Genomic DNA, 21,009 nt, shown 5'->3' on the forward strand with positions numbered 1-21,009 from the left:
AGTATGGGGTGTTCATTTATGATGCACTTCTTATCACGGACTGATGTACCCAATAAAGAGATGTTGGCGTGTCCAGCACGCAATGTATTAATGATGTAGCCGTGATAAAGAGGTAGCACCTTGTTTAAAGCGTTTGTTTTGTTTTTCGCCCTCTGGGTACCTGTCACTCAGGCAGACTCCGGTTGGCAACCCGTTCAGGAAACTATTCGTAAAAGCGAAAAAGATACCCGTCAATATCAGGCTATTCGTCTTGATAACGGCATGACTGTGCTGCTGGTTTCTGATCCGCAGGCGGTGAAGTCCCTCTCGGCATTAGTGGTGCCGGTTGGATCGCTGGAAGATCCTGACGCGCATCCTGGACTTGCACACTATCTGGAACATATGACGCTGATGGGGTCAAAAAAATACCCGCAGCCAGATAGCCTGTCCGAATTTTTGAAAATGCATGGCGGCAGCCACAATGCCAGTACGGCACCGTACCGCACGGCCTTTTATCTCGAAGTCGAAAATGATGCGCTGGAAGGCGCGGTCGATCGCCTTGCTGATTCCATCGCCGCCCCCCTGCTGGATAAAAAATATGCCGACCGTGAACGTAATGCCGTCAATGCTGAGTTGACCCTTGCCCGCACGCGAGACGGTATGCGCATGGCCCAGGTCAGCGCTGAAACCATCAACCCTGCGCACCCGGGGTCGCGTTTCTCCGGCGGTAACCTGGAGACGTTAAGCGACAAACCGAACAGCCCGGTGCTTGATGCCCTGCACGCGTTTCGCGATAAATACTACTCTGCCAACCTGATGAAAGCGGTCATCTACAGCAATAAACCGTTGCCAGAACTGGCAGGCATGGCGGCTAAAACGTTTGGCCGGGTGCCGAATAAAAATATCGACCTGCCGCAGATAGATGTACCGGTGGTCACGGACGCGCAAAAGGGCATTGTGATCCACTACGTGCCGGCGCTGCCGCGCAAAGTGCTGCGCGTGGAATTCCGCATCGATAACAACACCGCACAGTTTCGCAGTAAAACCGATGAGCTGGTGACCTACCTGATAGGTAACCGTAGCCCGGGCACGCTTTCTGACTGGCTGCAAAAACAGGGGCTGGTGGAGGGTATTCGCGCCGATTCCGATCCGGTTGTGAACGGCAATAGCGGCGTGCTGGCGATCTCCGCCACCTTGACCGACAAGGGCCTGGCAAACCGTGACGAAGTGGTGGCGGCGATCTTCAGCTACCTCTCTTTACTGCGTGAGAAAGGCGTCGATAAGCGCTACTTTGATGAGCTCGCCCACGTGCTGGATCTCGATTTCCGTTACCCGTCCATTACCCGCGATATGGATTACGTTGAGTGGCTGGCGGATACCATGATCCGCGTGCCGGTGGAACACACCCTCGATGCGGTCAATATTGCCGACCGCTATGATGCCGATGCGGTAAAAGCCCGACTGGCGATGATGACTCCGGAGAATGCCCGCATCTGGTACATCAGCCCGAACGAACCGCATAACAAGACGGCGTATTTTGTCGATGCTCCTTATCAGGTGGACAAAATCAGCGCGCAGACCTTCGCCGACTGGCAGAAGAAGGCCGGGGAGATTGCGTTGAAGCTGCCGGAGCTGAACCCCTATATTCCGGATGACTTCTCGCTGATCAAAACGACTAAAGATTACCCGCACCCGGCGCTGATCGTTGATGAGCCTACCCTGCGTGTGGTGTACACCCCCAGCCGCTACTTCGCAAGCGAGCCAAAGGCCGATGTCAGCGTGGTGCTGCGTAACCCGAAAGCGATGAACAGCGCTAAAAATCAGGTGATGTTCGCGCTCAATGACTATCTCGCCGGGATTGCGCTCGATCAGCTCAGCAACCAGGCGGCCGTGGGCGGGATCAGCTTCTCCACCAACGCCAACAACGGTTTGATGCTCAATGCAAACGGCTATACCCAGCGTTTGCCTCAGCTGTTCCAGGCGCTGCTGGAAGGGTATTTCAGCTACACGCCGACGGAAGAGCAGCTTGAGCAGGCCAAATCATGGTATGCGCAGATGATGGATTCTGCGGAGAAGGGCAAAGCTTACGATCTGGCGCTTATGCCGGCGCAAATGCTGTCACAAGTTCCTTATTTCCAGCGAGAGGACCGCCGCGCGCTGTTGCCTTCGATCACCTTAAAAGACGTGCTGGCTTACCGTGACGCGCTGAAAACCAACACGCGTCCGGAGTTCCTGATCGTCGGCAACATGAGTGAGGATCAGGCCAAAACCCTTGCGGAGAATGTGCGCACTCAGCTCGGTTCGAAAGGCGACGAGTGGTGCCGCAACCAGGACGTGCTGGTTGAGAAAAAACAGAATGTGATTTTTGAAAAGTCGGGTAACAGCACGGATTCCGCGCTGGCCGCGGTATTTGTGCCAACGGGCTATGATGAATTCGCCAGCTCAGCGCAGAGTGCCGTGCTGGGGCAAATTATTCAGCCGTGGTTCTATAACCAGTTACGCACAGAGGAGCAGCTTGGCTACGCGGTGTTTGCCTTCTCCATGAACGTAGGTCGACAGTGGGGGCTGGGTTTCCTGCTGCAAAGCAGCGATAAACAGCCGGCGTATCTCTGGAAGCGTTACCAGGCCTTCTTCCCGCAGGTGGAAGCAAAACTCCGCGCCATGAAGCCGGAAGAGTTTGCTCAGATCCAGCAGGCCGTCATCGCACAGGTGATGCAGCCGCCGCAGACGCTGGGTGAAGAAGCCTCGCAGCTGAGCAAAGATTTCGATCGCGGTAATCTGAAATTTGATTCGCGTGATAAAGTAGTGGCCGAGATAAAACAGCTGACGCCGCAGAAGGTTGCCGACTTCTTCCATCAGGCGGTCATTAAGCCGCAGGGAATCACCATCCTGTCTCAGGTTTCCGGTAGCCAGAACGGGAAAACGGAGTACGTGAACCCGAAAGGCTGGAAAGTCTGGAAGAGCGTCAGCGCGCTGCAGCAATCTATGCCCTGGAGTAAGAAAGAATGACCGATACCGCTGAGTCCCTTGATCCCTTACGTTTACCTCTGCAGGGTGAACGATTGATTGAAGCCTCAGCGGGAACGGGAAAAACCTTCACCATTGCCGCCCTCTATCTGCGTCTGCTGCTGGGGCTTGGCGGCAACGCAGCTTTTCCACGCCCTTTGAGCGTGGAAGAGCTGCTGGTGGTTACCTTCACCGAGGCTGCCACCGCTGAGCTGCGGGGCCGTATTCGCAGCAATATCCACGAGCTGCGCATCGCCTGTCTGCGTCAGAGCACGGATAACCCTCTCTACGCGAGCCTTCTGGAAGAGATTGCCGATAAGCAACAGGCAGCCCAGTGGCTGCTCCTCGCTGAACGGCAGATGGATGAAGCGTCCGTCTTCACCATTCACGGTTTTTGCCAGCGTATGCTGAGCCTGAATGCATTTGAATCCGGAATGCTGTTTGAACAGCAGCTCATTGAAGATGAATCCGTGCTTCGCTATCAGGCCTGCGCGGATTTCTGGCGTCGCCACTGCTACCCGTTACAGCGCGATATCGCCGAAGCGGTACATGCCCTGTGGAAGGGTCCGGAGGCGCTGCTGCGCGCTATCGATCGTTATCTGCAGGGTGAAGCGCCGGTCATAAAATCCCCGCCGCCAGCGGATGAAACCCTGGCCTCACGGCATGAAAAAATCATCGCGAGAATTGCCGACATCAAGCAAAAATGGATTGAGTCCGTTGGCGAGATTGACGCAATCATCGAAAATTCCGGGATTGACCGACGCAAGTTTAACCGTGGCAATCAGGGGAAATGGATCGACAAGATCAGCGCCTGGGCGCAGGAAGAGACGCGAGGCTACCAGCTCCCGGACGCGCTGGAGAAATTCTCCCGGCGTTTCCTGGTTGAGCGGACCAAAGCCGACGGCATTGTGCCTGAGCATCCTCTGTTTGTGGCGATTGAAACCCTGCTGGCTGAGCCTTTAACGCTCAACGATCTGATGATTACCCGCGCCATGACGGAAATTCGCGACGCCGTCGCGCGTGAGAAACGCCGCCGGGGTGAACTGGGGTTTGACGATATGCTGAGCCGACTCGATGCGGCGCTGTGCAGTGAAAATGGCGAAGCGCTTGCCGCCGCGATTCGCACCCGCTTTCCGGTGGCGATGATTGACGAATTTCAGGATACCGACCCTCAACAATACCGCATTTTCCGTCGTATCTGGCGCCAGCAGCCCGGTACCGCGCTGTTGTTAATCGGCGATCCGAAACAGGCCATTTATGCCTTCCGCGGTGCGGATATTTTCACCTACATGAAAGCCCGCAGCGAGGTTGACGCGCACTATACGCTCGACACCAACTGGCGCTCCTCTCCCGGCATGGTGGAAAGCGTCAACGCGCTCTTCAGCCGCATGGATACGGCGTTTATGTTCCGGGAGATCCCGTTTCAGCCGGTAAAATTTGCCGAGAAAAATGCCTCGTTGCGCTTCGAGTTCAACGGCGAGACGCAGCCTGCCATGAACTTCTGGCTGCTGGATGGGGAAGGCTATGGCGTTGCCGACTATCAAAATGCGATGGCCCAGCACTGTGCCGCGCAAATCCGCGACTGGCTCAGTGCGGGCGCGCACGGTAAAGCGCTGCTGTGGAAGGGGGATAAACCTGCGCCGGTAAAGGCATCCGATATCACGGTGCTGGTTCGCAGCCGTCAGGAAGCCGCGCTCATCCGCGATGCCCTGACGTTACTGAATATCCCCTCCGTCTATCTCTCAAACCGAGACAGCGTCTTTGAAACGCTGGAAGCGCAGGAGATGCTATGGCTGCTGCAGGCCGTGCTGGCTCCGGAGCGGGAAAGCACGCTGCGTAGCGCATTAGCGAGCGCGATGCTCGGGCTGAACGCGCGGGATATTGATGCGCTCAACAATGACGAAGCCGCGTGGGATGCCGTGGTAGAAGAGTTTGTTCGCTACCGCGAAAAATGGCAGAAGCGTGGCGTGATGGCGATGGTGCGCGAGCTCATGGCGCAGCGCCACATTGCGGAGAATATGCTGGCGACAGCAGGCGGCGAGCGCCGTTTGACCGATATTTTACATATCAGCGAACTGCTGCAGGAAGCCGGTACGCAGCTGGAGAGCGAACACGCTCTGGTACGCTGGCTGGCGCAGCAGATTGCCGATCCGAACAGCAATTCGTCCAGCCAGCAGATGCGCCTTGAGAGTGATAAACATCTGGTGCAGATCGTCACCATTCACAAGTCGAAAGGCCTGGAATATCCACTGGTCTGGCTGCCGTTTATCGCCAATTATCGCGTGCAGGATCAGGCCTTTTACCACGATCGCGAGTCTTTTGAGGCGGTGCTCGATCTCAGCAACGCGGAGTCCAGCGTTGAGCTGGCCGAAGCCGAGCGTCTGGCGGAAGACCTGCGCCTGCTTTACGTGGCGCTGACCCGTTCGGTCTGGCACTGCAGCCTGGGCGTTGCGCCTCTGTTCCGTCGCCGTGGCGAAAAGACCGGGGAGAGCGATTTTCATCTGAGCGCGCTGGGGCGGCTTATTCAGCACGGTGAACCCAAAGACGCGGCAGGCCTGCGCCAGTGCATCGAATCACTTTGCACAGAGCATGTTGCCCTGCATATTCCGTCGCAGCCCGACAACAGCCGCTGGCAGATGCCGGAGCTACGTGAGTCAGCGCTCCATGCCCGCCAGGTAGTACGTACCATTGCCGACGACTGGCGCGTCACCAGCTACTCCGGTTTACAGCAGCACGGGCAGAGTATTGCGCAAGATCTGATGCCAAAACTGGACGTGGATGCCGCAGGAGCCGGTAGCGTACCCGCTGAGCCGGTGCTCACGCCGCACCAGTTTCCGCGCGGCGCCTCGCCGGGCACGTTTTTGCACAGCCTGTTTGAAGAGCTGGATTTTACCCAGCCGGTATCCGAAGAGTGGGTGCTGAAGATGTTACAGAGCGGCGGCTACGACGCACAGTGGCAGCCGGTTCTCACCGACTGGATCCGCGCTGTACTGCACGCGCCGCTCACGACACAGGGGATCTCGCTGAACCAGTTGACTGCCAAAGATAAGCAGGTGGAGATGGAGTTTTATCTTCCCATCGCCAGCCCGCTCAGGGCCGAGGCGCTTGATGCGCTGATCCGCGAGTACGATCCGCTATCCGCCGGGTGCCCGCCGCTGAACTTCCGCCAGGTGCAGGGGATGCTCAAAGGCTTTATCGACCTGGTTTTCCGCCACGAAGGGCGCTACTACCTGCTGGACTACAAATCGAACTGGCTGGGTGAAAGCAGCGAGGCCTACACCCAGGACGCGATGGCCTCGGCAATGCAAATGCATCGCTACGATCTGCAGTACCAGCTTTACACCCTTGCGCTGCACCGTTACCTGCGCCATCGCATGGCAGATTACCGCTACGAAACGGATTTTGGCGGCGTCATTTACCTTTTCCTGCGCGGAGTGGATGCTAACGACCCGCGTTCCGGCGTCTTTAACACGCGTCCGGCAGCGGAACTGATTGAAAAAATGGATAACCTGTTTGCTGCAAGCACGGAGGAGGTGGCATGACGATGCAGGCGCTACTGCTGGACGCGGTTGAACAACGATTACTGCGCCACCTGGATGTGCAGTTCGCCATGATGGTGGCTGGCGAGGAGCCTGCCGTCATGCTTGCCGCCGCCATTCTGAGCAAAGACGCGGGGGAAGGGCACGTATGTCTGCCGCTGTCGCGTCTGGCGGTGGATGAGAAAATGCCTCCGGCTTTACAGGCGTGTTTCGCGCTGCTGGGGGATGCAGTGGACTGGCAGGAGATATTACTCGGCTCGCCTGCCGTGAGCGGAGCCGATACCGGGACGCCAATGATCCTTGTCGGCGAGCGTTTATATCTTAACCGGCTGTGGCGTAACGAACTGACGGTAGCGCGCTTCTTCAGCGAGACCAACGCCCCGCTTCCCTGCGATGAAGCGCAGCTCCGGCAAACGCTGGATACGCTGTTTACCTCTGACGACGCGACAGACTGGCAGAAAGTGGCGGCAGCCGTGGCCTTAACGCGTCGGATCTCGGTGATTTCTGGCGGCCCGGGCACCGGGAAAACGACCACTGTGGCAAAACTGCTTGCCGCGCTGATTCAGCTATCGAGTGAGCAAAAGTGCCGTATTCGCCTGGCGGCCCCCACCGGTAAAGCGGCGGCACGTCTGACTGAATCGTTAGGCGGCGCGCTGCAAAAACTGCCGCTAACCGGGGATCAGCTTGCGCTTTTCCCCAATGAAGCCAGCACGCTGCACCGTTTGCTAGGCGCACAGCCGGGCAGCCAGCGTTTGCGCTACCATGCCGGTAATCCCCTGCATCTGGATGTGCTGGTGGTGGATGAGGCGTCGATGATTGACCTGACGATGATGTCGCGTTTGATCGATGCGCTACCGCCGCACGCGCGCGTTATTTTCCTCGGCGATCGCGACCAGCTTGCCTCCGTGGAGGCGGGGGCCGTGCTGGGGGATATCTGCACCTATGCCAGCCTGGGATATACCGCGGAACGCGCTCAGGAGTTAGCCCGTCTCACCGGATGTTCGCTCACCTCTGAAAACCATTCGCTTGCAGGGGCGCTGCGCGACAGCCTGTGTCTGCTGCAAAAAAGCTACCGTTTCGGCAGCGACTCCGGCATCGGCCAGCTTGCGGCGGCAGTGAACCGGGGCGACCGGCGCACAACCACTGCGGTATTTGACGGTACCTTTACGGATATTGAGAAAAAATCGCTGCAAAGTGGGGAAGAGTATCAGGCAATGCTGGACGACGCCCTGCAGGGGTACCAGCACTTTCTGACGGGCGTACAACAGCAAAGTACGCCGGAGCAGGTCATTGCCGCGTTTGGCGAGTATCAGTTGCTCTGTGCGCTGAGGGAAGGCCCCTTTGGCGTCCGGGGTCTGAACGACAGGCTGGAACAGCTGCTGGCGCAAAAACGCAAAATTAACCGTACCCCGCACTCGCGCTGGTATGAAGGGCGACCGGTGATGATCTCCCGTAACGACAGCACGCTGGGATTGTTTAATGGGGATATCGGGATTGCGCTCGACTGCGGTCAGGGCCTGCGCGTCTGGTTCCAGATGCCGGACGGGAGCGTGAAGTCCTTCCAGCCCAGCCGTTTACCCGAGCATGAAACCGCCTGGGCGATGACGGTGCATAAATCCCAGGGCTCCGAGTTTAACCATGCGGCGCTGATCCTGCCCACGCAGCTTTCACCCGTAATTACCCGCGAGCTGATCTATACCGCCATTACGCGCGCGCGTCAGCGCCTGTCTCTTTATGCCGATGAACGGGTGCTGGTGCAGGCGATCGCCACCCGAACGGAACGCCGAAGCGGGCTGGGCGCGATATTTGAGTCCCTCTGAATGAAAGCCCTCGCCGGACGGTGAGGGCGTCGTATCATCCCAGGTCAGCCATCAGCACTTTTGAACGGCGCTGATAGTTGTACATCTCTTTCTTCGTTTCGGGCAGAGAATCGATATCCACCGGCGTGAATCCGCGCTCCTGGAACCAGTGAATGCTGCGCGTCGTCAGGACGAACAGCTTGCTCAGTCCCATCTGGCGCGCCTGTGCCGCCACGCGTTCAAGCAGCATTTCGCCGCGTGAAGAGCTACGGTAATCAGGATGCACCGCCACGCAGGCCATTTCACCGATCTTCTCTTCCGGGAACGGATAGAGCGCGGCGCAGGCAATGGTCAGGTTATCGCGCTGAATAATGGTGAATTTGTCGATCTCCATCTCCAGCTGTTCGCGTGAGCGGCGCACCAGAATACCCTGCTGTTCCAGCGGGCGGATCAGCTCCAGAATGCCGCCGATGTCATTGATGGTGGCGCGGCGGATCTGCTCCGCACTCTCCATCACAATCTGTGTACCAATACCGTCGCGGGAGAACAGCTCCTGGAGCAGGGCCCCGTCTTCCTGATAGCTGATCAGGTGGCTGCGGCGCACGCCGCTGCGGCAGGCCTTCACGGCGCCACGCAGGAAGCGGACGGTGCCGGAGTGGTAATCGCCTTCGGCTTCCAGCGCTTCCACGCGGGCCTGGGCTTCATTCGGGAAGAGTTCCGGTACGATTGTTCCTTCAGCGTCCACGACGCCCTGTGAGGAGCAGAACCCAATCATTTTTTCCGCCTTCAGCTTGATCGCCAGCTGCGTGGCGATCTCTTCGGACGTCAGGTTAAAGCTTTCGCCGGTCACGGAAACGGCGACCGGGCCCATCAGCACGATGGCTCCGCTGTCCAGCTGGCGATGAATAGCTTCTTCATCAATACGACGAATGCGGCCGCTGTGGCAGTAATCCACGCCATCGTCCACGCCGAGCGGCTGGGCAATGATAAAGTTGCCGCTCACGACGTTGATATGCGCCCCCTGCAGCGGCGTGTTGTTCAGGCTCATGGAGAGACGCGCGGTAATATCCAGCTGCAGCAGACCCGCCGCCTGTTTCACCAGCTCCAGGGTTTTGGCATCGGTGACGCGGGTGTGTTTGTGGTAAATCGGCTCGTGGTGGTGAGCGGCCAGGTTGGCGTCGATCTGCGGACGCGCGCCATACACCACCACCAGGCGGATCCCGAGGCTGTGCAGCAGGCCAATGTCATTGACGATGCTGGAAAAATTTTCATGCTCAATGGCTTCGCCACCAAGCATGATGACAAACGTTTTTCCCCGATGGGCGTTGATATAGGGAACAGAATGGCGGAATCCCTGGACCAGTTCGGTTCTACGTTCCTTCACCATGGCACAACCCTTAATGAATGTTTATTCGTAATTTCTGTATTTTTATTCGATTGTGGCCGCGTGTGCAAGTGCAAATTTTCCGCGACCCACAGAAATTGGTAAGTAATCCGTGCGTTAGCGTATGATTGTTTACCCTTTTATAGATGACAGTTTATGCGTCATTCGTTAAAGTTTTCGGTCAATTTGGACATTTTGTATATCAGTCAGTGTTCTTGCTCGGGAGAAGCATGTCGGGATCCAATTCAGCAATAAGCCGCCGCCGTTTGTTAAAAGGGGCCGGGGCAATGTGGTTGCTTAGCGTCAGTCAGGTCGGTCTTGCCGCCACCAGTCAGGTGGTGGCGGTGCGCGTCTGGCCGTCGTCGACCTATACGCGCGTGACGGTCGAATCCAATCGCGTGCTGAAATATAAGCAATTTGCCCTCAGCAACCCGGAACGCGTGGTGGTGGATCTCGAAGGCGTTAACCTCAACTCCGTGCTGAAAGGGATGGCGGCGCAGATCCGCGGCGACGATCCGTTTATTAAATCGGCGCGCGTCGGGCAGTTTGATCCACAAACCGTGCGCATGGTGTTTGAGCTTAAACAGAACGTTAAGCCGCAGCTGTTCGCCCTGGCGCCCGTCGCGACGTTTAAAGAGCGTCTGGTGATGGATCTCTACCCGTCCAACGCAACGGATATCCAGGATCCGCTTCTCGCTCTGCTGGAGGACTACAATAAGGGCGACTTGCAGCGTCAGGTGCCGCCTGCGCAAAGCGGTCCGCAGCCCGGAAAAGCAGGGCGCGATCGTCCGATTGTGATCATGCTCGATCCAGGACACGGCGGCGAAGACTCCGGTGCGGTGGGGAAATACCGCACGCGTGAAAAAGACGTGGTGCTGCAAATTGCCCGTCGTCTGAAGGCGTTGATTGATAAAGAAGGCAATATGCGCGCCTATATGACGCGCAATGAAGATATCTTTATTCCGCTGAAGGTCCGGGTGGCTAAAGCGCAGAAGCAGCGCGCCGATTTGTTCGTATCGATCCATGCGGATGCCTTCACCAGCCGCCAGCCAAGCGGCTCGTCGGTATTCGCGCTCTCAACTAAAGGCGCGACCAGTACCGCAGCAAGATTCCTGGCAGACAGCCAGAACGCCTCTGACCTGATTGGTGGCGTGAGCAAAAGCGGCGACCGCTACGTCGACCACACTATGTTCGATATGGTGCAGTCGCTGACCATTAACGACAGCCTGAAGTTTGGTAAAGCGGTGCTGGGCAAGCTGGCCAATATCAATAAGCTGCATAAAAACAGCGTTGAACAGGCCGGGTTTGCGGTACTCAAGGCACCGGATATCCCGTCGATTCTGGTCGAAACCGCGTTTATCAGTAACGTCGAAGAGGAGCGCAAGCTCAAGACGGCAAAATTCCAGCAGGAAGTGGCGGAGTCGATTCTGGCGGGGATACGGGCGTATTTCTCTGACGGGGCGACGCTGGCGCGGCGCGGGTAAATCTTTCAGCCGGGTAAATGCCCGGCAAATTCACAAACGACAGATACAAAAAAACACCCTTGAGGGTGTTTATTGTTTTCAGAAGTATTGGTTGCGGGGGCCGGATTTGAACCGACGACCTTCGGGTTATGAGCCCGACGAGCTACCAGGCTGCTCCACCCCGCGTCCGTCTTTCTACTCGTGTAGAAACTTACTTCTTCAAATTTGATTGGTTGCGGGGGCCGGATTTGAACCGACGACCTTCGGGTTATGAGCCCGACGAGCTACCAGGCTGCTCCACCCCGCGTCCGTCTTTCTACAGTCGTAGAAGATACTTCATCAAATTTTAATTGGTTGCGGGGGCCGGATTTGAACCGACGACCTTCGGGTTATGAGCCCGACGAGCTACCAGGCTGCTCCACCCCGCGTCCGTGGATGCGCACTATACTCGGATAGGTTTGTGATGCAACCCCTTTTTCACATAAATCATGATTTTGTATGCAAATTGAACGACATGGCTCTGTTTGGACTATTTTTTGCGCAAAATTTGCCAAAGGGCATGCGATCGCATTTCATTAGCCCTGGCGGTTTGTTATCTTCATCACGCGGAAATGGGCAACTTAAAGACGAGATATAATGAAAGGACGTTGGGCGAAGTATCTGATGGCGGGCGCAATGGTAGCGATTCTTGCGGCCTGTTCTTCCAAACCGACCGATCGCGGTCAACAGTATAAAGACGGGAAGTTATCCCAGCCTTTCTCTTTAGTTAATCAGCCTGATGCCGTCGGCGCACCGATTAATGCCGGTGATTTCTCCGAGCAGGTCTACCAGATCCGCAACGCGTCGCCGCGTCTGTATGGCACCCAGAGTAGCGTGTATAACGCGGTCCAGGATTGGCTGAAAGCAGGCGGCGATACGCGCAACATGCGCCAGTTTGGTATCGACGCCTGGCAAATGGAAGGGGCCGATAATTACGGCAACGTCCAGTTTACCGGCTACTACACCCCGGTTATCCAGGCACGACACTCCCGTCAGGGCGAGTTCCAGTATCCTATCTACCGTATGCCGCCAAAACGCGGTCGTCTGCCGTCTCGCGCTGAGATCTACGCCGGTGCGCTGAGCGAAAACTACGTTCTGGCCTACAGCAATTCCCTGATGGATAACTTCATCATGGACGTTCAGGGCAGCGGCTACATTGATTTTGGCGACGGGTCGCCGCTTAACTTCTTCAGCTATTCCGGTAAAAACGGCCACGCCTATCGCAGTATCGGCAAGGTGCTGATCGACCGCGGCGAAGTGAAGAAAGAAGATATGTCGATGCAGGCGATCCGCGAGTGGGGCGAGAAACACAGCGAAGCCGAGGTGCGCGAGCTGCTGGAGCAGAACCCGTCGTTCGTCTTCTTCAAACCGCAAAACTTCGCGCCGGTGAAAGGGGCCAGCGCGGTTCCGCTGATTGGCCGCGCGTCGGTAGCATCGGATCGTTCGATTATTCCTGCAGGCACCACGCTGCTTGCTGAGGTCCCTCTGCTGGACAATAACGGCAAGTTCAACGGTCAGTATGAGCTGCGTCTGATGGTGGCGCTGGACGTCGGCGGGGCAATTAAAGGCCAGCACTTCGACATCTATCAGGGTATTGGCCCTGACGCAGGCCATCGCGCGGGCTGGTATAACCACTACGGACGCGTGTGGGTACTGAAGGCGGCGCCGGGTGCTGGAAACGTATTCAGCGGCTGATTGTGGTATTCTGAGCACAATACGGATTACTGTTCAGGGTGAGGAAAACCTCACCCTTTTTACATCTGAGGTTTTATGTCTGTGGTAATCAGCGACGCCTGGCGCCAGCGTTTTGGCGGAACGGCACGTTTATATGGTGAAAAAGCCCTGCAGCTGTTTGCGGATGCGCACGTCTGCGTCGTGGGTATTGGTGGTGTGGGGTCGTGGGCGGCAGAAGCGCTGGCGAGAACCGGTATTGGCGCAATTACCCTGATTGACATGGATGACGTTTGCGTCACCAACACTAACCGTCAAATCCACGCCCTGCGCGATAGCGTCGGCCTGGCAAAATCCGAGGTGATGGCGGAGCGTATTCGTCTCATCAACCCGGAATGCCGCGTGACGGTGATCGACGACTTTGTGACGGCAGATAACGTCGCGGAGTACATGAGCAAAGGCTACAGCTATGTGATTGACGCCATCGACAGCGTGCGGCCAAAAGCGGCGTTGATCGCATACTGCCGTCGCTACAAGGTGCCGCTGGTCACGACGGGCGGTGCGGGCGGGCAAATCGATCCGACGCAGATCCAGGTGGCCGATCTGGCGAAAACGATCCAGGATCCGCTGGCTGCCAAGCTGCGTGAACGCCTGAAGAGCGACTTTAACGTGGTGAAGAACAGCAAAGGCAAGCTGGGCGTCGACTGCGTGTTCTCGACCGAAGCGCTGGTCTACCCGCAGGCGGATGGTTCAGTCTGCGCAATGAAGAGTACGGCGGAAGGGCCAAAGAGAATGGATTGCGCCTCAGGTTTTGGTGCGGCCACCATGGTGACCGCCTCCTTCGGCTTTGTGGCGGTGTCTCACGCCCTCAAGAAAATGATGGCGAAGGCGGAACGTCAGGCCTGAGCCTGACGTGCGGCATCCAGTACCGCGTCGCTGAGCGCGATCAACCCCTGACCGCGCGAAGCGCTGAGCTGCGCGCGCAGCCCCAGCTCATCAAATAACGCCAGCGGCGAATGTGCCAGCAATTCCGCCGCGCTTTTCCCTTCCACAGCGGTCAACAATACGGCCAGCAGGCCCCGGACGATGCGGCCTTCGCTGTCGCCGAAGAAGTGCAGCTTCTCGCCGGAGACGCTCACGCCCAGCCAGACGCGGTTTTCACAGCCAGCTATTTCTTTCGCCTGCGCTTTGAGATCGTCTGAAAGGGCAGGGAGCTGTTTACCCAGCAGGATCAGCTGTCGATATTTATCTTCCCACTGCTGGAGCGGGGCGAAGGTCTGTTTTAAGGTCTCTTCTGTTATGACCGTGCCAAACGGATGTCCGGCTAAAGCAGCGCTAGTCATTAATCCACCAGTATTTCAAGGGCTCGGTCAACGGCGGCAACCAGCGCGTCGACATCGCTTTGGGTATTGTACGGCGCAAACGAGGCGCGCAGCGTACCGTTAACGCCGAGCGCCGCCAGCAGCGGCTGGGCGCAGTGCTGTCCGGCACGCAGGGCAATGCCGTACCCGGCGAGCAGCGTCACCATGTCGCTATGGTGAACGCCCGCAAAATCAAAGGCGAGCAGGCTTGAGTCCTGAACGCGGAACGAGCGGAAGCCCGGGCGCTTTTTGAGCTCTTCCTCTGCCAGCGTCGCCAGCCCCCGGCTCCAGCTTTCAGCCTGAACAATGTCGGTTTCAGCCAGCCACTCTAGCGCCGCGCTTAAGCCAATCACTCCCGCCACGTTCGGCGTACCGGCCTCCAGGCGATAGGGAACATCCTGAGTTTTGAAGCCATCGAACGACACTTCGGCGATCATTTTGCCGCCACCCAGCCACGGCGTCATTTTTGCCAGCAGTTCTGGCTTGCCGTACAGCGCCCCTATACCGGTTGGCCCGTAGAGCTTATGTCCTGAGAAGGCATAGAAGTCGATATCAAGCGCCTGCACATCAGCGGGGAAGTGCACCACGCCCTGAGCGCCGTCGACCATCACCACCATCCCGCTGGCATGGGCAATGCGAATAGCCTGAGCCAGGTCCGGGCAACCTCCCGTGACGTTCGACATCTGTCCGAGCGCCAGAATGCGGCTGCGGGGGGTAATCAGTTCGTGGAGACGGGCTACGTCGGGAAGAAGGTCTGCACCCAGTGGAAGCTTCACCACGCGTGCACCCGTTTGCTCGGCCGCCATCAGCCATGGCACCAGGTTGGCGTGATGTTCCGCCTCGCTGACGACGATCTCATCGCCCGGCTGAAGCAGCGGGCGCGCGTAGCACTGGGCCACCATATTGATGGCCTCGGTCGTGCCGCGCGTCCAGACGATGTTTTTCCCGCTTTCGGCATTGATCAGACGCGCGACCTGATCGCGTGCGGCTTCGTAGCGCGCGGTTAATCGCTGCGCTTCGGCAAACTGGCTGCGATGCACGTTCCCGGCGCTCAGGCTGTAGAACTGCTGCGTGGCCTCAATCACCGCCTGTGGCTTAAGGGCGGTGGCGGCGCTATCCAGGTAAATACCGGCATCGGCCAGGGCCGGAAACTGTGCGCGGAACTGCGCAGGACTGAAAGCGTTCATGGGATTCCTCATTTCAATATAGCGATCGTCGCGCAATTTCAGCGGCAGGGCAAGGAGGTTGATATCTATCAGAATTGTCTGCTTATCCTTACGACCTCAAAAAAGCAGGTTATGCTAAATAGTGTTAGGCGGATGTTTTAGCCTGTTATAAATCGAGGTTTGAATAGCATTAATTGCTAAAGGAGAATAATCATGAATAAGACAGCTGCAATCATTTCTGCCTGTGCGTTTACTTTTGCCCTGAGCGCCTGTTCTGGTAATAACTACGTGATGCACACCAACGATGGTCGTTCTATCGTTTCGGAAGGGAAACCGACTACCGATAATGATACCGGGATGATTTCGTACAAAGATGCTAACGGGAACAAGCAGCAGATCAACCGCACGGACGTTAAAGAGATGAAAGAGATCGAGCATTAACAGATCGCAGGCGAAAAAAAAGCACCGCAAATTGGCGGTGCTACATTAATCACTATGGACAGACAGGGTAAATGTACAGGAAGTGAAAAATTGGTAGCGTTGCTACCGTGGTCTGAATCGCAGACCAATTGCAAACACAACAACACAACATCACAACCGTAAGCCAAAAGCCCTTCAGAACACGCATTCCGAAAAAAGCTCTTCGTTCCGGCTCAGGAAGTGCCGCCACTATAGGTATTTGCTGGTAGTTCCTCAACGGACAAATTATAATGGCTCAGATAAAAAAAACTAATAGGTTAAACGTTGTTTCCTGTTTGTTAAAATCCGTTAACATCTAAGCCAGATAACCATGTCAAAGCGATTGCCACCCCTTAATGCATTACGTGTTTTTGATGCAGCAGCACGTCACCTGAGCTTTACCCGCGCAGCAGATGAGCTTTTTGTGACACAGGCCGCAGTAAGTCACCAAATCAAGTCTCTGGAGGATTTTCTGGGCCTTAAGCTGTTTCGTCGACGCAACCGTTCGTTGCTGTTGACCGAAGAGGGGCAGAGCTATTTTCAGGATATTAAAGAGATTTTTTCCCAGCTTACGGAAGCCACGCGTAAGCTGCAGGCTCGCAGTGCAAAAGGTGCTCTGACCGTCAGTTTATTGCCCAGTTTTGCCATTCATTGGCTGGTGCCGAGACTCTCAAGCTTTAACTCAGCTTATCCGGGGATCGACGTTCGAATCCAGGCGGTAGATCGTCAGGAGGACAAGCTGGCCGATGACGTGGATGTTGCCATTTTTTATGGTCGCGGTAACTGGCCGGGCTTGCGCGTTGAAAAATTATACGCAGAATATCTCCTGCCGGTCTGTTCTCCTCTGCTGTTAACAGGTGAGAAGGCGCTGAAGTCACCCGCTGACCTGGCTCAGCATACGCTTTTGCATGATGCCTCTCGCCGCGACTGGCAAACTTATACCCGTCAATTAGGTCTTACACATATTAACGTGCAGCAGGGACCCATTTTTAGCCACAGTGCGATGGTGTTACAGGCTGCCATTCACGGGCAGGGCGTGGCGTTGGCGAACAATGTCATGGCGCAGTCCGAAATTGAGGCAGGCCGCCTGGTTTGCCCTTTTAATGATGTACTGGTCAGCAAGAATGCGTTTTATCTGGTTTGTCATGACAGTCAGGCAGAACTGGGTAAAATAGCCGCCTTCCGGCAGTGGATACTGGCGAAAGCGGCAACCGAGCAAGAAAAATTCCGCTTCAGGTATGAGCAATAACGTTTGTGTGCCGGGCACGCATCAATTCAGGACTTAAACATGACCAGCCGATTCATGCTGATTTTTGCCGCGGTGAGTGGCTTTATTTTTGTTGCACTGGGCGCCTTTGGCGCACATGTATTAAGCAAGTCTTTGGGCGCAGTAGAGATGGGCTGGATCCAGACCGGCCTTGAATATCAGGCATTCCACACGCTGGCGATTTTTGGGCTGGCGGTGGCGATGCAGCGTCGTATCAGTATCTGGTTTTACTGGAGCAGCGTGTTTATGGCGCTGGGTACCGTGTTGTTCAGCGGTAGCCTGTACTGCCTTGCGCTCTCACATCTGCGCCTGTGGGCGTTTGTTACACCTGTCGGCGGCTTCAGCTTCCTGGCGGGTTGGGTATTAATGTTTATCGGAGCTATCCGTCTGAAACGCAAGGGCGTTGTTCATGAATAAGGTTGTTTTATATTGTCGCCCGGGGTTTGAGAAAGAGTGCGCCGCGGAAATTACCGATAAAGCGGCGAAGCGCGAAGTCTTCGGCTTTGCCCGCGTAAAAGAAAACGCGGGCTATGTGGTATTCGAGTGCTATCAGCCTGAAGACGCAGACAAGCTGGCGCGCGAGCTGCCGTTCAGCTCGCTGATCTTCGCTCGCCAGATGTTTGTCGCGGGTGAGCTGCTGAAGGATCTTCCGCCGGAAGACCGCATCACGCCTATTGTTGGCATGCTGCAGGGCGTGGTGGAGAAGGGCGGCGATCTGCGCGTTGAAGTGGCGGATACCAACGAAAGTAAAGAGCTGATGAAGTTCTGCCGTAAGTTCACCGTGCCGCTGCGTGCGGCGCTGCGTGATGCGGGCGTGCTGACGAACTACGAAACGCCGAAGCGTCCGGTGGTGCATATCTTCTTTATCGCACCGGGCTGCTGCTATACAGGCTATTCGTACACCACCAACAACTCTCCCTTCTTTATGGGTATTCCGCGTTTGCGCTTCCCGTCCGATGCGCCAAGCCGTTCCACGCTCAAGCTGGAAGAGGCGTTCCACGTCTTTATCCCGGCAGATGAGTGGGATGAGCGTCTGGCAAACGGCATGTACGCCGTCGACCTTGGCGCGTGTCCGGGCGGCTGGACCTATCAGCTGGTGAAACGCAATATGTGGGTATCGTCCGTTGATAACGGCCCAATGGCGCAAAGCCTGATGGACACCGGACAGGTCACCTGGCTGCGTGAGGACGGTTTCCGCTATCGCCCGAACCGTAACAACATCTCGTGGATGGTGTGCGATATGGTTGAGAAGCCGGCAAAAGTCGCCGCGCTGATGGCTTCCTGGCTGGTCAACGGCTGGTGTCGTGAGACCATTTTCAACCTCAAGCTGCCGATGAAAAAGCGCTATGAGGAAGTATCGCAGAACCTGGCGTACATTCAGGAACAAATGGACGAAAACGGTATTAACGTAGAGATCCAGGCACGTCAGCTGTATCACGACCGTGAAGAGGTGACGGTGCATATTCGTCGCTGGTGGGCTGCGGTCGGTGGACGTCGCGACGAGCGATAGTGCGCTGATTGCCCCTCACCCCGGCCCTCTCCCCAAAGGGGCGAGGGGGGAAAAGACCGTACCGGGCAGTTCCCTCTCCCCCATGGGGAGAGGGTTAGGGTGAGGGGATATTAACGTTCTAACCGCAACTGCTGTAAATTCCCGTCCAGCTGTAAATCCGTCTGTAGCGTTGCGATTTCCCGGCAGATAAACGCCATCTCTTTATGCGCCTCCAGCTTCTTGCGCCACTTTTCCGGTACCTCATCCAGACGGGCGTAAATCCCTTCCAGACTTTGAAAATCGGTCAGCAGCTGCGCGGCGCTCTTCGGCCCAATACCGGCGACACCCGGAACTTTAGAACTGCTGATGCCTGCCAGCCCCCAGTAATCCGGCAGTTGCTCGGGCGAGACGCCGAACTCGCTGGCAATAAACGGCGCGTCCAGCCAGCGTTTTTGAAAATAGTCACGAATGCGAATAGTCGGAGAGAGCAGCTGGCAGTAGCCTTTGTCAGTTGAAACGATAGTGGCCTGATGTCCGGCACTTGCCACCTTTACGGCCAGGGTGGCCGCGAGATCGTCGGCTTCGTTTCCCTGTGCGCCCCAGCAGGGAACGCCCCGCTGTTCAAATGCAGCGCGCAGCATGGGCAACTCGGCGTGAAGATCGTCCGGCATTGGGGCGCGTCCGGCTTTGTAGTCGGGCAGTCGCTGGTGTCGCCAGCCCGTGTTGCGGGCTTCGTCATCAAATACCGCGACCGCATGGGTGGGCTCACTGTGGCGGATAAGCTGTTCCAGCGCGTGCAGGCAGGTGTCTTTACAAGGCGTCCCCTGTACCGCATGGATACGGCGAATCAGGTTAAGAGCATCGACGATAAGTAAATGAACGGCCACAGATAATCTCCCTTCTATCTCATGCGTGAAGGGTAACACTGTCAGCAGCGTGAAACTATGAATGGTGGGGAAAACAGGAAGAAGCCTCGCAAAACGAGGCTTCCTGAGGGGCTTAATCGCAGGTTACGATCTTCATCGCCAGGCCGCCGCGAGAGGTTTCGCGGTATTTGGCGTTCATATCTTTACCGGTTTCGTACATGGTTTCGATAACCTTATCGAGACAGACGCGCGGTTCGCTGGTACGGCGCAGCGCCATACGTGCCGCGTTCACCGCCTTCACGGAGGCAATCGCGTTACGTTCGATGCACGGTACCTGTACCTGTCCGGCAACCGGGTCACAGGTCAGTCCCAGGTTATGCTCCATGCCGATTTCCGCAGCAATGCACACCTGTGTCGGGCTTGCACCCAGCAGTTCGGCCAGACCCGCCGCCGCCATGGAGCACGCCACGCCGACTTCACCCTGACAGCCCACTTCCGCACCGGAGATAGACGCGTTCATCTTATACAGCGAACCAATCGCACTGGCGACCAGCAGGTAGCGCGCCAGCGAGTTCGCGTTCACTTCACGGATAAACTTGTCGTAGTACGCCAGCACCGCCGGAACGATACCGCAGGCGCCGTTAGTCGGCGCGGTGACCACTCGGCCCCCTGCGGCGTTCTCTTCGTTTACCGCCAGGGCGAACATGTTGATCCAGTCTACAACGGCCATCGGGTCCGTCGTCGTTTTGTCGGTGCTCACCAGCATACGGCGCAGCGCAGCAGCGCGACGCGGCACGCGAAGCTTGCCCGGCAGAACGCCTTCGGTGGTGATCCCGCGCTCAATACCGCCGCGCATCACTTCCCAGACGTTAGTGAAGTGCTGTTCGAGCTCTTCTTTACTGTGAAGTGCCAGCTCGTTTTTCATCATCAGGCCGGAGAGGGAAAGGCCCGTCTCCTGACAGTGACGCTGAAGATCCGCCGCCGTTTTGTACGGATACGGCACTTCGACAGAAGAGGTATTGGTTTGACCAAAGTGGTTTTCGTCGACGATAAAACCGCCGCCGATAGAGTAATACGTCTGGCTGTATACCGCTTTGTCGCCGGCCAGCGCGGTAATGCGCATGCCGTTTTCGTGCAGCGACAGGTTGTCCGCATGGAAATTCATGCAGTGGTCAACCGGGAATTCAACCTCATGCTCACCGTTCGCCAGCAGCAGGCGACCGTGGGTGTTCACATCCTGGATGAAGCCAGGGATCGCATCAATATCAACGGTATCCGGCAGGTTTCCCGCCAGGCCCATGATAATGGCGATATCGGTATGGTGGCCTTTCCCGGTCAGGGAAAGCGAGCCGTATACATCGACAACCACGCGGGTAATGTCATGCAAGATACCGCGTGCAATCAAGTCATCCGTGAACTGCTTACCGGCTTTCATTGGTCCGACGGTGTGAGAGCTGGAAGGACCAATACCGATTTTGAAGATATCGAATACGCTAATCATGATGCGTCCATTGCTTTCAG

At 56.7% G+C, this 21,009-nt stretch carries 15 protein-coding genes and 3 tRNA genes; 10 read left to right on the forward strand and 8 right to left on the reverse strand.

Going from position 1 to position 21,009, the window contains the following annotated elements; translation table 11 throughout:
- Window positions 1–120: 120 nt before the first annotated feature.
- From ptrA to recD, 3 genes are read left to right on the forward strand one after another with little or no spacing between them, the layout of a single operon-like run.
- Complete coding sequence (gene ptrA, locus DFO52_RS13555; RefSeq protein ID WP_133550559.1) at window positions 121–2,988, forward strand: pitrilysin; 2,868 nt, start codon at window positions 121–123, stop codon at window positions 2,986–2,988.
- Window positions 2,985–6,527, forward strand: a complete 3,543-nt coding sequence (gene recB / locus DFO52_RS13560) for an exodeoxyribonuclease V subunit beta (RefSeq protein ID WP_133550560.1) — start codon at window positions 2,985–2,987, stop codon at window positions 6,525–6,527. Before ptrA ends, recB begins: the two co-directional genes overlap by 4 nt.
- Window positions 6,524–8,344: an exodeoxyribonuclease V subunit alpha gene (gene recD / locus DFO52_RS13565; RefSeq protein ID WP_133550561.1), complete on the forward strand. Its 1,821-nt coding sequence runs from the start codon at window positions 6,524–6,526 to the stop codon at window positions 8,342–8,344. Before recB ends, recD begins: the two co-directional genes overlap by 4 nt.
- Window positions 8,345–8,378: 34 nt before the next feature.
- On the opposite strand, the gene argA is transcribed toward recD, so the two are convergent.
- Window positions 8,379–9,710, reverse strand: a complete 1,332-nt coding sequence (argA, locus tag DFO52_RS13570; RefSeq protein WP_023309037.1) for an amino-acid N-acetyltransferase — start codon at window positions 9,708–9,710, stop codon at window positions 8,379–8,381.
- A gap of 227 nt (window positions 9,711–9,937) precedes the next feature.
- On the opposite strand from argA, the gene amiC reads away from it, so the two are divergent.
- Entirely contained in the window at window positions 9,938–11,191 is a 1,254-nt protein-coding gene (gene amiC, locus DFO52_RS13575; RefSeq protein ID WP_133550562.1) for an N-acetylmuramoyl-L-alanine amidase AmiC, read from the forward strand.
- Window positions 11,192–11,279: 88 nt separating this feature from the next.
- Here the strand turns inward: amiC and DFO52_RS13580 are convergent.
- The 3 genes from DFO52_RS13580 to DFO52_RS13590 form a co-directional block, all read right to left on the reverse strand.
- Window positions 11,280–11,356, reverse strand: a tRNA-Met gene (locus tag DFO52_RS13580).
- A gap of 44 nt (window positions 11,357–11,400) precedes the next feature.
- Window positions 11,401–11,477: transfer RNA gene (locus DFO52_RS13585), tRNA-Met, on the reverse strand.
- A gap of 44 nt (window positions 11,478–11,521) precedes the next feature.
- Window positions 11,522–11,598, reverse strand: a tRNA-Met gene (locus DFO52_RS13590).
- Between the two features lie 208 nt (window positions 11,599–11,806).
- Here DFO52_RS13590 and mltA point away from each other — a divergent pair.
- Window positions 11,807–12,904, forward strand: a complete 1,098-nt coding sequence (gene mltA / locus DFO52_RS13595) for a murein transglycosylase A (protein WP_023309035.1) — start codon at window positions 11,807–11,809, stop codon at window positions 12,902–12,904.
- Between the two features lie 75 nt (window positions 12,905–12,979).
- On the forward strand, window positions 12,980–13,786 hold the full coding sequence (tcdA, locus tag DFO52_RS13600) for a tRNA cyclic N6-threonylcarbamoyladenosine(37) synthase TcdA (protein WP_008499651.1): 807 nt from the start codon (window positions 12,980–12,982) through the stop codon (window positions 13,784–13,786).
- On the opposite strand, the gene csdE is transcribed toward tcdA, so the two are convergent.
- A complete protein-coding gene (csdE, locus tag DFO52_RS13605; RefSeq protein ID WP_023333259.1) occupies window positions 13,777–14,223 on the reverse strand; it encodes a cysteine desulfurase sulfur acceptor subunit CsdE in 447 nt (148 codons plus the stop codon). The two genes, tcdA and csdE, sit on opposite strands and share 10 nt — an antisense overlap.
- Window positions 14,223–15,428: a cysteine desulfurase CsdA gene (gene csdA / locus DFO52_RS13610; protein WP_133550563.1), complete on the reverse strand. Its 1,206-nt coding sequence runs from the start codon at window positions 15,426–15,428 to the stop codon at window positions 14,223–14,225. Before csdA ends, csdE begins: the two co-directional genes overlap by 1 nt.
- A 192-nt stretch (window positions 15,429–15,620) precedes the next feature.
- Here csdA and DFO52_RS13615 point away from each other — a divergent pair, with 192 nt between their 5' ends.
- From DFO52_RS13615 to rlmM, 4 genes are all read left to right on the forward strand, one after another.
- Complete coding sequence (locus DFO52_RS13615) at window positions 15,621–15,848, forward strand: YgdI/YgdR family lipoprotein (protein ID WP_008499648.1); 228 nt, start codon at window positions 15,621–15,623, stop codon at window positions 15,846–15,848.
- 349 nt (window positions 15,849–16,197) lie between these two features.
- Entirely contained in the window at window positions 16,198–17,115 is a 918-nt protein-coding gene (gene gcvA, locus DFO52_RS13620; protein ID WP_023309032.1) for a glycine cleavage system transcriptional regulator GcvA, read from the forward strand.
- Between the two features lie 39 nt (window positions 17,116–17,154).
- Window positions 17,155–17,550, forward strand: a complete 396-nt coding sequence (locus DFO52_RS13625; RefSeq protein ID WP_023309031.1) for a DUF423 domain-containing protein — start codon at window positions 17,155–17,157, stop codon at window positions 17,548–17,550.
- Window positions 17,543–18,643, forward strand: coding sequence for a 23S rRNA (cytidine(2498)-2'-O)-methyltransferase RlmM (gene rlmM, locus DFO52_RS13630; RefSeq protein WP_121424556.1), 1,101 nt, complete (start codon window positions 17,543–17,545; stop codon window positions 18,641–18,643). The genes DFO52_RS13625 and rlmM overlap by 8 nt, the downstream gene beginning before the upstream one ends.
- 110 nt (window positions 18,644–18,753) lie before the next feature.
- On the opposite strand, the gene xni is transcribed toward rlmM, so the two are convergent.
- Window positions 18,754–19,509, reverse strand: a complete 756-nt coding sequence (gene xni / locus DFO52_RS13635) for a flap endonuclease Xni (RefSeq protein ID WP_021241892.1) — start codon at window positions 19,507–19,509, stop codon at window positions 18,754–18,756.
- 112 nt (window positions 19,510–19,621) lie between these two features.
- Complete coding sequence (locus tag DFO52_RS13640; protein ID WP_133550564.1) at window positions 19,622–20,989, reverse strand: L-serine ammonia-lyase; 1,368 nt, start codon at window positions 20,987–20,989, stop codon at window positions 19,622–19,624.
- Between the last annotated feature and the right edge of the window lie 20 nt (window positions 20,990–21,009).

It is taken from the genome of Enterobacter sp. AG326, from assembly GCF_004362415.1.
In the GTDB taxonomy this organism is placed as follows: domain Bacteria; phylum Pseudomonadota; class Gammaproteobacteria; order Enterobacterales; family Enterobacteriaceae; genus Enterobacter; species Enterobacter asburiae.